13 protein-coding genes and 1 pseudogene are annotated in these 13,015 nt (G+C 70.6%); 7 read left to right on the top strand and 7 right to left on the bottom strand.

Annotated elements, in window-relative coordinates; all coding sequences use genetic code 11:
* Nucleotides 1-11 precede the first annotated feature (11 nt).
* Genes OG747_RS03235 through OG747_RS03225 form a run of 3 tightly spaced genes read right to left on the bottom strand, consistent with a single transcriptional unit; the run spans nucleotide 12 to nucleotide 3,239 of the window.
* On the bottom strand, nucleotides 12-905 hold the full coding sequence (locus tag OG747_RS03235; protein ID WP_405877569.1) for a carbohydrate ABC transporter permease: 894 nt from the start codon (nucleotides 903-905) through the stop codon (nucleotides 12-14).
* Nucleotides 898-1,908, bottom strand: a complete 1,011-nt coding sequence (locus tag OG747_RS03230) for a carbohydrate ABC transporter permease (protein WP_405877567.1) — start codon at nucleotides 1,906-1,908, stop codon at nucleotides 898-900. Before OG747_RS03230 ends, OG747_RS03235 begins: the two co-directional genes overlap by 8 nt.
* Before the next feature lie 14 nt (nucleotides 1,909-1,922).
* A complete protein-coding gene (locus OG747_RS03225) occupies nucleotides 1,923-3,239 on the bottom strand; it encodes an ABC transporter substrate-binding protein (protein WP_405877565.1) in 1,317 nt (438 codons plus the stop codon).
* Nucleotides 3,240-3,407: 168 nt separating this feature from the next.
* Between OG747_RS03225 and OG747_RS03220 the strand changes: the two genes are divergently transcribed.
* The 3 genes and pseudogenes from OG747_RS03220 to OG747_RS03210 all read left to right on the top strand — a co-directional run bounded on the left by OG747_RS03220 (nucleotide 3,408) and on the right by OG747_RS03210 (nucleotide 5,928).
* A complete protein-coding gene (locus OG747_RS03220; protein ID WP_405877563.1) occupies nucleotides 3,408-4,730 on the top strand; it encodes an ROK family protein in 1,323 nt (440 codons plus the stop codon).
* A 169-nt stretch (nucleotides 4,731-4,899) separates the two neighbouring features.
* A pseudogene (locus OG747_RS03215) lies at nucleotides 4,900-5,007 on the top strand (polysulfide reductase); the annotation flags it as partial.
* An 87-nt stretch (nucleotides 5,008-5,094) separates the two neighbouring features.
* Entirely contained in the window at nucleotides 5,095-5,928 is an 834-nt protein-coding gene (locus tag OG747_RS03210; protein ID WP_405877561.1) for an alpha/beta fold hydrolase, read from the top strand.
* A 12-nt stretch (nucleotides 5,929-5,940) separates the two neighbouring features.
* Here the strand turns inward: OG747_RS03210 and OG747_RS03205 are convergent, their stop codons facing one another.
* Nucleotides 5,941-6,900, bottom strand: a complete 960-nt coding sequence (locus tag OG747_RS03205; protein ID WP_405877559.1) for an SDR family NAD(P)-dependent oxidoreductase — start codon at nucleotides 6,898-6,900, stop codon at nucleotides 5,941-5,943.
* Between the two features lie 542 nt (nucleotides 6,901-7,442).
* Here OG747_RS03205 and OG747_RS03200 point away from each other — a divergent pair.
* The 4 genes from OG747_RS03200 (at nucleotide 7,443) to OG747_RS03185 (ending at nucleotide 9,359) form a co-directional block, all read left to right on the top strand.
* Complete coding sequence (locus OG747_RS03200; RefSeq protein ID WP_405877557.1) at nucleotides 7,443-7,679, top strand: hypothetical protein; 237 nt, start codon at nucleotides 7,443-7,445, stop codon at nucleotides 7,677-7,679.
* A gap of 214 nt (nucleotides 7,680-7,893) precedes the next feature.
* Nucleotides 7,894-8,280 carry a hypothetical protein gene (locus OG747_RS03195; protein ID WP_405877555.1) on the top strand — a complete coding sequence of 129 codons (387 nt, stop codon included), beginning with the start codon at nucleotides 7,894-7,896 and terminating at the stop codon, nucleotides 8,278-8,280.
* A gap of 3 nt (nucleotides 8,281-8,283) precedes the next feature.
* A complete protein-coding gene (locus OG747_RS03190) occupies nucleotides 8,284-8,985 on the top strand; it encodes a hypothetical protein (protein WP_405877553.1) in 702 nt (233 codons plus the stop codon).
* Nucleotides 8,982-9,359 carry a peptidase inhibitor family I36 protein gene (locus tag OG747_RS03185; protein ID WP_405877551.1) on the top strand — a complete coding sequence of 126 codons (378 nt, stop codon included), beginning with the start codon at nucleotides 8,982-8,984 and terminating at the stop codon, nucleotides 9,357-9,359. The genes OG747_RS03190 and OG747_RS03185 overlap by 4 nt, the downstream gene beginning before the upstream one ends.
* A 75-nt stretch (nucleotides 9,360-9,434) precedes the next feature.
* Here OG747_RS03185 and OG747_RS03180 read toward each other — a convergent pair whose 3' ends face one another.
* The 3 genes from OG747_RS03180 to otr(A) all read right to left on the bottom strand — a co-directional run bounded on the left by OG747_RS03180 (nucleotide 9,435) and on the right by otr(A) (nucleotide 12,828).
* Nucleotides 9,435-10,016 carry a VanZ family protein gene (locus OG747_RS03180; protein WP_405877549.1) on the bottom strand — a complete coding sequence of 194 codons (582 nt, stop codon included), beginning with the start codon at nucleotides 10,014-10,016 and terminating at the stop codon, nucleotides 9,435-9,437.
* Between the two features lie 82 nt (nucleotides 10,017-10,098).
* Nucleotides 10,099-10,761: a DUF4230 domain-containing protein gene (locus OG747_RS03175; RefSeq protein ID WP_405877547.1), complete on the bottom strand. Its 663-nt coding sequence runs from the start codon at nucleotides 10,759-10,761 to the stop codon at nucleotides 10,099-10,101.
* A 186-nt stretch (nucleotides 10,762-10,947) separates the two neighbouring features.
* Nucleotides 10,948-12,828: a tetracycline resistance ribosomal protection protein Otr(A) gene (gene otr(A), locus OG747_RS03170; protein WP_405877545.1), complete on the bottom strand. Its 1,881-nt coding sequence runs from the start codon at nucleotides 12,826-12,828 to the stop codon at nucleotides 10,948-10,950.
* Nucleotides 12,829-13,015 lie beyond the last annotated feature (187 nt).

Raw genomic sequence — 13,015 nt, 5'->3', positions numbered from 1 at the left:
TGAGGAGTTGATCACTTGACGGCTCCTGCCGTCAGGCCGGCGACGAGGTAGCGCTGGAGCAGCAGGAAACCGGCGACCACCGGGACGCTCACCACGAGCGAGGCGGCCATGATCTGGTTCCAGTAGACGTTGTTGAGCGTGGAGTAGCCCTGGAGTCCGACGGCGAGCGTGCGGGTGGTGTCGTTGGTCATCACCGACGCGAACAGCACCTCGCCCCAGGCGGTCATGAAGGCGTAGACGGCGACGGCGACGATGCCGGGGATCGCGGCGGGGACGACCACCCGCAGCAGCGCGCCGAGCGGCCCGCAGCCGTCCACCAGCGCCGCCTCGTCCAGATCGCGCGGCACCGAGTCGAAGTACCCGATCAGCATCCAGATCGAGAACGGCAGGGAGAAGGTGAGATACGTGAGGATCAGGCCGCCCCGCGAGCCGAACAGCGCGATGCCCGTGGCGTTGCCGATGTTGACGTAGAGAAGGAAGAGCGGGAGGAGGAAGAGGATGCCCGGGAGCATCTGCGTCGACAGCACGGTCACCGTGAAGACGCGTTTGCCTCGGAAGCTGTAGCGGCTCACCGCGTACGCCGCGAAGACCGCGATCACCACCGAGCAGACCGTCGCCGCGCCCGCCACGATCAGCGAGTTCACGAAGTACCTCGCCAGCGGGACCGTCGACCAGATGTCGATGTACGGACGGATCGTCAGGCCGCTCGGCAGCCAGCGGAACTTCCCCGAGACGTCCGCGAGCGGCTTCAGGGAACTGGAGACCATGACGTAGACCGGCACCAGGACGAAGCCGGTGAGCAGGGTGAGGAAGATCCGCCGGGACCAGAGGAAGGACTGCGGGGGAGCCATCGGCGAGCGGGGCGCCTTCGAGGCACTGGACGCCGCCTGCGAGGTGCTAGACATCGGCCGTCTTCCTTCCTCGTGAGGTCAGCAGGAGGTAGACGCCCGTCACGACGAGCAGGAAGAGCAGCAGCAGGACCGACATGGCGGATCCGGTGCCGAAGTTCCAGGTGACGAAGGACGCCTGGTAGATGTGCACCGAGATGAGGTCCGCGGCCTCCGGAGCGGTCCTGCCGAACAGGACGTACGGCGTGTTGAAGTCGTTGAACGTCCACAGGAACAGGACCAGCACCAGCACCTGGTTGACCGGGCGCAGTGACGGCAGGGTGATGCGGCGCAGCTGCTGCCACAGACCGGCACCGTCGAGGGCGGCCGCCTCGTACAGCTCTCCGGGGATGTTCTGCAGGCCGGCCATGACGATGAGGAAGGCGAACGGCCAGCCCTTCCACACCGAGACGGTGAGCAGGGCGTAGAAGCTGTTGTCGCCGATGAGCCAGAAGGACGGCTTGTCGGTGAGGTGCAGCTGGTCGTGCAGCACGTGGTTCACCAGGCCGTTGTCGTGCTGGAACATGAACACCCAGGTGATGACCGCGGCGTACACGGGCAGCGCGTACGGGATGAGGAAGAGCGCCCGCAGCAGACCGCGGCCGCGGAAGGTGTCCTGCATGTAGATCGCGGCCGCCGTGCCGATCAGCCAGCACAGGCCCACCGACAGCAGGGTGAAGCCGACGGTGACGAGGAACGAGTGCAGCAGCGCCTTGCCCACCGGTGCGCTGAAGTCCACCGAGACCCTGTAGTTGTCGAAGCCGGACCAGGGCGCGGTGCCCCAGTCACGGATGTAGAACTGGGTGAGCTCCTTGAAGCTCATGAAGATGCCGATCACCATCGGCACCAGGTGGACCAGGAGTTCGAGGAGCAGGGCGGGCAGGAGCAGCAGATAGGGCAGTGCGATGCGCCGGATCCGCCCGGTGCGGCGCGGCCCGCGCGCCGCACCGGGGGAGCTCTTGCGCACCGTCCGTTCGCCGGATTCGCCGGATTCGGCGGAGGCGGTGGTCGTGGTGATCATGAAGTTTTCCGCGCTCACTTCGCCGGCATCTGCTGCTGGGCCTTCTCGAGCCCCGCCTTCACCGACTCGGTGGTCACCGCGCGTCCGGCGGCCGCGTCCGCGAACAGCTCCTTGACGGCCGTCCCGACCGCGGTCTCGAACTGGGACTCGTCGGCGACCTGTGGCAGCGCGGCGGCGCTCTGAGCCAGGGTGTCCTTGAGGACCGCGTTCGCCGGGGTGTTGAAGGTGGCGTCCGTCTGGGCCGTCTTCACCGGCGGGATCGAGCTGTACGCCGTGTTGAGGACCTTCTGCTCGGCGTCGCTCGTCATGAACTTCACGAACTTGGTGGCGCCGTCGAGGTTGTGGGTGTTCTTGAAGACGGCCAGGTTGATGCCCGCGACCATCGAGTTGACGTTCGTGCCGGTTCCCGGGGTGCCGGACTGCACGGGGACCGGGGCGATGCCGTACGCGTCGTCACTCATGCCCTGCGACTTGAGATTGGCGGACGCCGACTGCCACAGCAGCATCGCGTTCTTGCCCTTGGCGAAGTCGCTCACGGACTGGTTCTGCGCGTACTCGGCGTTGCCGGGCGCGATGATCTTGTCCTTCGCCATCAGGTCGACGTACTGCTTGACCGCCGCGACCGTGCCGTCCGAGGTGAAGTCCGGCTTCCCGTCGGCGGTGAAGAAGTCGGCCCCGTGCTGCTTGGCGAAGACGAAGGTGTGGTGGATGTTCTCCGAGGGGTTCGAGCCTTCGGCGCCGAGGCCCCACTTGCCGTTCTTGGAGAGCTTCTTGCCGTCGGCGATCAGCTCGTCCCAGGTGGCCGGCGGTTTCGGGATGCCCGCGTCGGCGAACATCTTCTTGTTGTAGTAGAGCGCGTACGCCATCGAGTAGAGCGGGACCGCGGCCGGGTCCTTGCCCTGGGCGCCCGTCGAGCCGAGTGCCGAGTCGACGAAGCGGTCCTTGCCGCCGATCTTGGCGAAGTTGTTCGCGTCCCACGGCAGCAGCGCGCCGGTGGCCTGCAACGAGGCGCTCCAGGTGTTGCCGATGTTGAGGACGTCGGGGCCCTGACCCGACGTGGTCGCGGTGAGAATCCGGTTCAGCAGGTCCGACCAGGGGACGACCTCCACCTTCACCTTGATCCCGGTCTGCTTCTCGAACTTGTCGAGTTCGGGCTGGAGGACCTTCTTGTCGACCTCGATGCTGGCGCCCTGGTTGGAGGCCCAGTACGTGAGCGTCTTCGGAGAGTCGTTGGACCCGCCGCCCGTCGACGAGCCGCCGCCACAGGCGGTCACGGCGGTCAGCAGGGAGACGGTGACCGCACCGGCGGCCGCGGCTCGGATTCTGCGCATGGCTGCGTATTCCCTTTCCCGGAGGGAGAGCCGTGAGAGGCGCCCGCGTTCACTTCTCGAACGACCCTCATGGCTTAATTTAGGACGTGAGTTAAGACCCGGAAGAAAGTCGCGTCAAGGGATCGCGCAGCGGTATCTTGCAGGTCGGGCAGGCCGGAAGGGATTCTCATGGCGGGGCGGAACGGGCGGACAGTGCGTGACCTGCGACGCGGCAATCGCACCGCCGTGCTGCAACGGTTGTATTTCGATGGCCCCATGAGCCGCTTCGAGCTGGGCCCGGCGACCGGGCTGAGTTCCGGTTCCATCAGCAACGTGGTCGCGGAACTCGTCGCGGACGGGCTGGTCGAGGAGGCCGGCAGCGTCGACTCGGACGGCGGCCGCCCGCGTACGTTGCTGCGGGTCGCGCCCGGCAGCGGCCACATGATCGGCGTCGACGTCGGCGAGACCCGCGTCCGCGTCGAACTCTTCGACCTGACCCTCACCGAACTCGCCCGCACCGAGCGGCCGTTGGAGCGCCCGGGGTACGAGGCCAACCGTTCGTCGAAGCGTCGGGAATACGACGTCGATGTCATCGTCGGCCACATCCGCGACGGCATCGCCGAGGTCCTCGCCGAGGCGGAGATCGCCCCCGGGCAACTCCTCGGCGTCGGCATCGGCGTCCCCGGCATCGTGGCCCGCACCCCGGAGCGCGGCGCGGTGGTGCACGGCCAGACGATCGGCTGGGACGCCGTCCCGCTCGAATCCCTGCTGCGCTCGGCCTGTGAACTCCCGGACTCCGTCCCGTACTTCGCTGACAACGGCGCCCGGACCCTCGGCCAGGCCGAGATGTGGTTCGGCGCGGGACGCGGCGCCCGCAACGCGGTCGTCGTCCTCTTCGGCTCCGGCGTCGGCGCCTGTCTCGTCACGGAGGAGGTGGAGAACGGCCGGTCCGTGGAGTGGGGCCATCTGACCGTACGGGTCAGGGGGCGCCGGTGCCGCTGCGGTGCCCTGGGCTGTCTGGAGGCGTACGCGGGCGCGGAGGCGCTGCTCGACCGCTGGCGCGAGGAGGGCGGGCATCCCCCGGAGGGCACCGACGAGGAGACGGCGCTCGCCGCGATGCTCGCCGCCGCCTACCCGGCCGGGGACGCCGAGGCCGACCCCGTGGCGCTGGCCGTCCTGGAGGAGACCGCCGAGTACCTGGGCGCCGGCCTGTCCGACCTGATCAACCTCTTCCAGCCCGAGCGCATCCTCATCGGCGGCTGGGCGGGCCTGCAGCTCGGCACCCGCTTCCTGCCCGCCGTCCGCCGGTACGCGGCCTCCTACGCCCTGCGCTACCCCGCCGAGCGGGTCTCCATCGACCTCGGCAGACTCGGCCCGGACGCGGTCACGGTCGGCGCCGCGATCCTCCCCCTCGCCGACTTCTTCGCGCGGGGCGGGCGACGCGCCGAACCGGTGAGCGAGGGGCCGGCTCCGGCTTGGCGCACGGTGCTGGAGGAGCGGGCTCCGCGCTGATCGTCGGCCGGTGGGTTTGCGGGTCGCTCCCGAGGTACTCGCGCCGGACCCGGAAACGGCCCGGCCGGCGCGTGCGGGCCGCGCCGATCTGCCGAAGAACGGAGCACGCCGTGACCGAACACCGGCTGGAGGGTTCGGGCGAAAACGGTGATCCGATCCCGCGGGACCTCTCCTCGCGGGCTCCGCCCGCACCCGCTTCGACATCTTCGAGGCCGGGATCGCCTCGGCCGAGGACCCGAAGTACACGGTGGTCCCGCAACGGGCGGGCATGACCTGAGAGGTAATCGACCCCGCCGCGGCCTCCCGGAATCATGAAGGGCGTACCGACTCGCCCCTCACGCCAGCGGAATCCGGGAGGATCCCCATGCCGTACTTCGAGAGCCCCGTCGACGGTGCCCGACTGCACTTCGTCGACTATGGCCCCGCCGCCGGGCAGGTGGTCGTGTTCGTCAACAGCGCCTACTTCGGCACGGAGATGTGGGAATACCAGATGCTGCCGCTCGCCGAGGCCGGGTACCGGTGCGTCGGGTTCGACCGGCGGGGACACGGCCGGTCCGACGACGTGTGGGGCGGCTTCGACCTCGACAGCCTCGCCGAGGACGTCGACGGGCTGCTGCGGCACCTCGACCTTCGGGAAGTGACGCTCGTCGGGCACTCCATGGGGGCCGCCGAAGTCGTCCGCTGCCTGACCCGGCACGGTGTCGAGCGGGTGTCCAGGGTCGCGCTGGTCGCGGGCCTGACGCCGGGGCCCGCGCGGTCGGCCGACCACCCCGGAGGTGTCGACCCGGCGCTCATCGAGGCCGGCAACGAGACGTTCCGCCGTGACCGGGCCGCGTTCTTCACGGACGGCGCCCGCGGGTTCTTCGCCCTGGACCTCCCCGGCAACGAACTCTCCGAGGCGTACGTCCAGTCCATGGTCAATCGGTGTCACGGAGCGACGGCGCGTGCCGGGTCGGCCCTGGGTGATCTCGTGGTCACCCTGAACCTGGCGCCCGAGCTGGCGAAGCTCGACCTGCCCGCCCTCGTCGTGCACGGCACGCACGACGAGTCGGCGCCGCTGGACCTGACCGGCCGCCGGGCCGCGGAACTGCTGCCCGACAGCACGCTCAAGGTCTACGAGCACGCCGGCCACGGCCTGTTCGCCACGCACCGCGAGCAACTCACCGTGGACCTGCGGGACTTCATGGCCCGGGGCTGACGTTCACGCACGTCACGCGAACGCGTTCACCCCGGTCAGTTCCGCCGACAGCGCCCACAGTCGCGCGGCCTGCTCGGGGTCGATCGCGTAGTCGCGAACGCCGGTCCGCTCACCGTCCGCCGGAGCGGGCTCGGCGATGTCGCAGTCCTCGCAGTACACCCCGCCCATTCCGGCCAGCTGCGGCGAGGTCGCGGCCCACACCTGGGTCGCCGCGCCCTGCTGCGGAGTCTTGAAGGCCTCGGGGTGCAGTACCTTGCCGTCCTCGTCGATCCAGCCGCGCTCCACCATCTCCTCCTTGGCGAGGTGGCGCTGCAGCGGGGTGAGGATGCCGCCGGGGTGAAGGGAGAAGGCCCGTACGCCGGACTCCGCGCCGAGCCGGTCGAGGTGGACGGCGAACAGGATGTTGGCGGTCTTCGCCTGCCCGTAGGCCTCCCACTTGTCGTAGCCGCGCTGCCAGTGCACGTCGTCCCAGCGGATTCCCGAGTTGTGGTGACCGAGCGAGGACACGGAGACGACCCGCGCGCCGCCCGGCTCGATCGCGGGCCAGAGGCGGCCCACGAGCGCGTAGTGGCCGAGGTGGTTGGTCGCGAACTGGGCCTCCCAGCCGGGCCCGACCCTGGTCTCCGGGCAGGCCATGATCCCGGCGTTGTTGATGACGATGTCGACGGTGCGGCCCGAGTCGAGGAAGCGCTCGGCGAAGGTGCGGACGCTGTCGAGGTCGCCGAGGTCGAGCTCGTCCACCTCGACCCCGTCGATGCCGTCCACCGCTTCCCGGGCCACGGCCGCGCGCCGCGCCGGGACGACGACGTGGGCGCCCGCCTCGGTGAGCGCGCGCGTGGTCTCCAGGCCGAGCCCCGAGTACCCGCCGGTGACGATCGCGAGCTTCCCGGTCAGGTCGATGCCCTGGAGGACGTCGTCGGCGGTGCTGTGGGCGCCGAAGCTCGAGCCGATCTTGTGCTGTGCAGTGGTCATGCTTCGACGCTACGGATTGGAGAGCACTCGAAGTCAAGTGGAGGCCCCCGTCCCGGGGCAGGGAAAAGGCCCCGACCGGACGGGGGAATCACGGTCGGGGCCGTCTGTGGTGGGCACGAATGGCGGTCGCGAGGCCCGGGGACACTGACCCATCCGCACCCACGGTTGGTTCAACGGGGAACTACCGGTGGGTGTTCCTCCGTGACCAGGGCATACGCGGTGATGTGTGTCACCCGGTGCGTGCGAGAGGGCCGGCCGGACGGCTCTTGCGACCGGCGCCGGCGGGCTGTCGGGCAGCAGGTGACGTGCAGGTGGTGGGTGTCGGCAGGGGTCCGTCACGCGTGCCGCGGCAGCGGCTGGGCACAGGGGCAAACGATCCGCTCCAGCAGGAACGCGATCCGGTCCAGGGCCTCGACGGGATCCATCCGCACCACCTTCAGTGAGCTCCCCACCCCTTCAAGCCTTGCCCAGCCGTCCTCGGCCCGCACGGCGGGGTGTCGCTCACCTCGGCCCGCTCGCGGGAATCGATCTACGCTCTAGGCATGACCGAAATCTCGAGCCCTCGCATCTCCTACCCGCGGGTCATGGTGCTTGGGGTGCAGCCGTGCGACCCGCCGTTTCGGATCGTGGAGATCGACCGTGAAATGGTGGGTGAGGCGAAGTCGATCACCGATGTCCTGACGATTGCCGCCGAACACGGGATCCACATCCACGATCTCGAGGACCCGGACGTGGTGCGCTGGGTGGGCGGCGACAAGTTCACCTGGTCGCCGCACTAGGCCCGGTCGGGCGGGACACGAGGCGAGGGCCGCGGAGCGTGCGGACCCCCGGGTTTCGCGCCGGTGCGAGCTGTCTCGGGAGGAATGACCCCACACCCCAGGAAAGATCATCAATCGGTGGGAACCGCGCATGGGCCGATTCCCGCGAGGGCACGGTTGGTCTTGCCGGGAGATCGAGACCGCCCCGGCGTCCCCCTTCCCTCTGGGAGTCGTCATGCCCCGTGGCTTCGCCGCGCCCACCGCCGCCCTCCTCGCCTCGACCGGCCTCCTGGCTTCGACCGCCCTCCTCGCCGCCGTACCGGCGAGCGCCGCGCCGCACGGCGCCTCGCGCGCCGGGGACGTGTGCTTCTGGACCGCCGCCGGACAGCACGGCTCGTCGTGGTGCTACACCCCACCGGGCTATACGGACGTCCCGGAGTTCCTGCACGACAAGGCCGCCTCCTTCCGGTCCAACGCCGACACCGCGGTGTACGCCATCGACTGGGGCCGCGGCACCTGTTACGCCCGGCTGATCCGGGCCCACGACCTGGCCGACAACTGGCCCTGGGGCGCCCGGCTCGACGGCGTCGCCGACACCGCGATGGGCTGCGAGGTCGGCTGACCCGTGCGACTCCTTCGCGCGCTCGCCGCCGCGCTGACGGTGCTGGCGCTGGCGGGGTGCGCCACGACGACGGCGCAGCGGACAGCGCCCCCGCTGCCCAGGACCGAGCGTGACCGCGACGACCTCATCGACGCCGCCCAGCAGGCGCTCGTCGACCACTGTCTGGCCCGGCAGGGACTGACCCTGCGGCACGCCTCGGACACACAGGACCGCCGACTGCAGGGCGCGCTCTTCGGCCGGGGCCGTCCCGAGCTCTCCGTCACCCTCGCCACCGGCTACACCGTCACCGCCCACACGGACGGCTGCCTCGCCGACGCGCAGCGCGAGCTGTACGGCGACCAGCGGCTCTGGTTCCGTACCCGGGTCGTGGTGAACAACCTGCGGGCCGAGGCCCAGCAGCGTATGAAACGCGACCCCGACTATCGCGCCGCGACCGCCCGCTGGACCCGCTGCGCCACCCCGGCGCACGGGGCCCGCCCCGGCCGCCCCGACCCCGATGTCTCCGCGCGCTGCGCCCGAGACAGCGGCCTCACCCGGCTGCGCGCGCGGCTGGAACCGTCCCTGCTGGCCCGGGTCCGCGCCGAGCGACACGGACAACTGACCACCTACTGGCAGTTGCGCACCCGCGCACTGCGCCGCGCGGCGGCCCTGTACGCCGAGCGGACCGTCCAGGCACCCCAGAAGAAAGGCAGTACCCCTTCGTGATCACCAAGCGCCTCGCCCTCCGCGCCGCCGCGGCCCTGCTCGCCCTCAGCGGTGGCCTCGCCCTGGCCACCCCCTCCGGCGCGGCCGACTGCCCCAGCGGCAACTTCTGCGTCTGGGAGAACGCCAACTTCGACGGCCAGCGTGCCAACTGGTCGGGGGACGACGGCTGGTGGGAGAGCTGGATCGCCGACACCGACTCCTCGTGGGCCAACCACGGCCTGTCCGGACCGGGCGTCAAGGACCATGTCAAGGTCTACGAGGACGCCTGGCAGGGCGGCGACATGACGATCTGTCTCGCACCGGGGGAGGAGGTCGGCTACAACGCCGTGGCGAACGACCGCGGTGACTCGCACACCTGGTCCATGGGCTGCTGACCGGCCGGCCCCGGCCGACCGGCGCCGTCCGTCCGTGGTGGGGACCGCGGGCGGACGGTCACGGTGCGCCGTCGCTCAGCCCTCCGGGACCTCACCCCGGTCGCGGCGGCCCCGGCGACGGCCCCGTGGATGCACCGCCCGGCCGATCCGCCGCCCCAGCAGCAGATAACCCACCAGCGCACCGGAGGTGTTCAGGATGACGTCGTCGATGTCGAAGGCGCGCCCGGTGATCAGCGTCCCCTGGACGAGCTCGACCAGCAGCATGACCGACGCGGTGAGCACCAGGACGCGCAGGATTCCCCGCGCCCTCGGAATCAGCACGGGCAGCAGCACCCCGAAGGGCACTCCGAGCACGACGTTCCCGCCGACCTGCTTCACCGCGTCGCGCAGCGCCGGCTGGTCGAGATAGGCCCGCAGGGAACGGCCGGGGTGCAGATTGGTGTGGATCAGCGCCGACGACGCCGGGGACGGCTCCAGCGTCAGCCGGGCCAGCGCCACTGCGAACGCCACCATGGCCACGAAGGCCAGCAGCATGACGAGCAGTCGCACGGGCAGCGGAAGCGCCTTGGGCTCCTGCGGCGGGACCGAAGAGCGGCGACCGGACTTCGCTGTACCTGTGGTGCGCAGGGTGCTCGAGGGTAACGCCGTACGGACCATACGATCCTCCCGGTTTCAACAGCCCTATGGACAAGGCGGTTACCCGGAAAGCGGGCTTCGATGCTGCCCCCGGGTGCCCCGCTCAGGCGACGTAGTTGACGCTCACCTCCTTGAAGCCGAGCGAGCGCAGCAGGCCGTCGAGCATGCTGGTGGTGTTCTCCTCGGCCCGCGTGGTGAGCTCGCTGTCCTTCGCGGCCTCGCCGATGTGCTTGACCGCGAGTTTCTGCACGGCCCGCTCGTTGTTCGGGTTGTCGGAGAAGAAGTCGCCGAGCCGGTCCAGCAGACCGCGCTGCTTGGAGACGGCGTACGAACGGTCGGGATCGAGTGCGGGTTTGCCGAGGGTCGCGTGCGGCAGCCGCAGGGTGGCCGTCGTGCGGTCGGAGTTGACCGTCACGTCCTTCTTGCCGAGCGTGCCGAGGTCGACGTACGCCTCGACCGTGCCGGCGCCCACGTACAGCGTGCGGGTGCCGCGGATCGCGTCGGGCAGGTACTTCGTGTCCTTCTCCAGGTCCACCACCACCTGGAAGTTGCCCGAAGCGGCGTCGTAACGGCTCATGTCCTGGATCGACTTGAGGAGGGCGGGCCCGGAGCGGTCGTGCGTCTGCGTACCGAACAGATCGCGCAGTCCGGGGAGAACGGCCAGCCGCAGCCCGGCGAACAGCACCACGAGCACCAGCACGAGGGCAGTGATCACCTTGGCCCACCCGGGCATGCGCCTGGGGATGCGCTTGATGGACGTCGTCATGTCGACGGTCCTCCTTTCCCTTCACCGGATGCCCCTCAAAACCCTTACTAGGCCGACGTGTTGGCGGACCCGCGGCGTCGACCGGAGCACGGGCGGGAGCGCGTCCACCTCCGGTGGCACCGGCCACCACAGTTCGCCGTACGCCGAATGAGCACCGCGTCCGCCCGTAGTACCGCGTCTGCCGCACTACACACGGCGGTCGCCCGCGGGGCGCGACCACCAGACCCCTTCCCCGTGGGTGAGCCCCGGCAGCCGCAGCTCGATCTCCCGTACCCGCCGGGCCGGCAGCTCGCCGGTGACCAGCCAGGAGGTACGGCCGCCGGTGGTCTCCCCGAACTCCGCCCCGCGTGAGGCGAGGTGAGCCGTGACCGGGGCCAGCGCGTCGAGCGGGAGCTCCACCTCGAAGGCGTGGTACGGCTCGTACACCCGCGTCCCCGCCCGCTCCAGCGCGCGCCGCAGCACGACCGGGGTGAGCCCGCGGAAGTCGGCGGCCGTGCTGAGGACGGAGTCGAAGCCGGAGCGCGTCAGCGTGACCTTGTAGTCCGTGACCGTCCAGCCGTGCAGACCCGTGACCAGGGCCGAGCGGGCCGTGTCCTCGATCGCCTGGTGGAAGGCGCGGGGGAGCGCGCCGAGCTCGGTCTCGTACGTGAAGACGCCGCCGGAGCCGCGCGGTCCCGGCTCGATGCGCAGCCCCACCGTGGCCCAGAAACCGGTGTGCCCGTGCCGCTGGATCTCCTCGTACGCCTCACCGGTGCCGTCCGGCCGCTCCAGGAATCGCACCCGGCTCGGTTCGAAGTCCGCCTCGATGCCGAAGTCCTGGGCGAGCGTGTCCGCGAGGACCTCCTTCTGGACCTCGCCGTAGAGGAGCAGCGCGGTGCCGCCGGACGCGGTGGGCCGGGCGTGCATCAGCGGGTCCTGGTCGGCCAGGGCGAGGAGGGCGGAGCGCAGGGGGGCCGCCTGGGCGGGCTGCCTGGCTCGCACGAGAGTCTCCAGAGTAGGAGCCGCGAACTGCGGTGCGCGGTCGGTGACTTCGCCGAGACGGTCGCCGACCCGGATGCCGTGGACGCCACGCAGCGCGGCGATGTTGCCCGCGGTGAGCGTGCCCGTCCCGGGCCGGCCCACGACCTCCAGCTCCCTTGCCCGGCCCGGGAACTGAGTGGTGCGGCCGTCGGTCTCGCGCCGGGTGAAGGTGAGCCGCTGACGGAGTGTCACCTCACCCGCGTACAGGCGGAGATATGCCGTGCGCTCGCCTCCGGGGCCGGGGCGCACGGCGAAGACCGTGCCCTGTGGCTCGGCGAGGACCGTGTCCCGGGGTTTTGCGGAGTCGGTCGCCGGCGGTCGCGGGGCGAGCCGGACCAGGCCCTCGACGAGCTCGGCGACTCCCTGCCCACCCAGGGCGGACCCGAAGTGGACCGGGTGGAGGGAGCCGTCGGCGGTGCGCGCGGCGAGCGCGGCGGTCAGCTCGTCCGGGGTCGGCGCGGGTCCGTCCACGACCGCGGCGAGGACGTCCGCGTCCACCTCCGCGAGGGTGCCGGCCGCCCTCTCGTCCAGCGGGTGCGGCACGACGGAGGCATGTGAGGTGCCGATGTCCCGGACGTCCGTGAGCGGGACGACGTGCGGCGTGAGGCGGCGCCGGATGTCGTCGAGGAGCCCCGCCTCCCGCGCCCCGGCCCGGTCGACCTTGTTGACGAAGAGGAGCGTGGGCAGCCCGAGCCGCCGCAGGGTCTTCATCAGGACGCGTGTCTGGGCCTGGACGCCTTCCACGGCGGACAGGAGCAGCACGGCGCCGTCCAGGACCTCCAGGGCGCGCTCGACCTCGGCGATGAAGTCGGCGTGCCCGGGGGTGTCGATCAGGTTGATCTGGACGTCACCGACGGTGAAGGCGGCGACGGCCGAGCGGATGGTGATGCCGCGCCGGCGCTCGATCTCCCCGTCGTCCGTGCGGGTGTCACCGGCGTCGACACTGCCGAGCCGGTCGATGGCGCCGGCGTGGAAGAGCAGCCGCTCGGTGAGGCTGGTCTTACCCGCGTCGACGTGGGCCAGAATGCCGATGTTCAGCGTGTGCATGCGTGATCGAGTCCTCGGGAACAGTCGTCCGGTGGGGGCGCTGAGAAGTTCCGAGGAATCGGCGCATGTCGTTCTCCCGTGGGTGAGGGGGCGCTGGCGCGGTCATCATGGCGTACACCCGGTGACCGTCCGCAACCGATTTTCCCCCGGTGGGGGTACCCGGCCGGGGCCAGTAGCATGAGGCACG

Origin of the sequence: Streptomyces sp. NBC_01384, assembly GCF_045040035.1 — a bacterium.
Lineage (GTDB): Bacteria > Actinomycetota > Actinomycetes > Streptomycetales > Streptomycetaceae > Streptomyces.
This window is presented reverse-complemented; position numbering and strand designations above follow the sequence as displayed.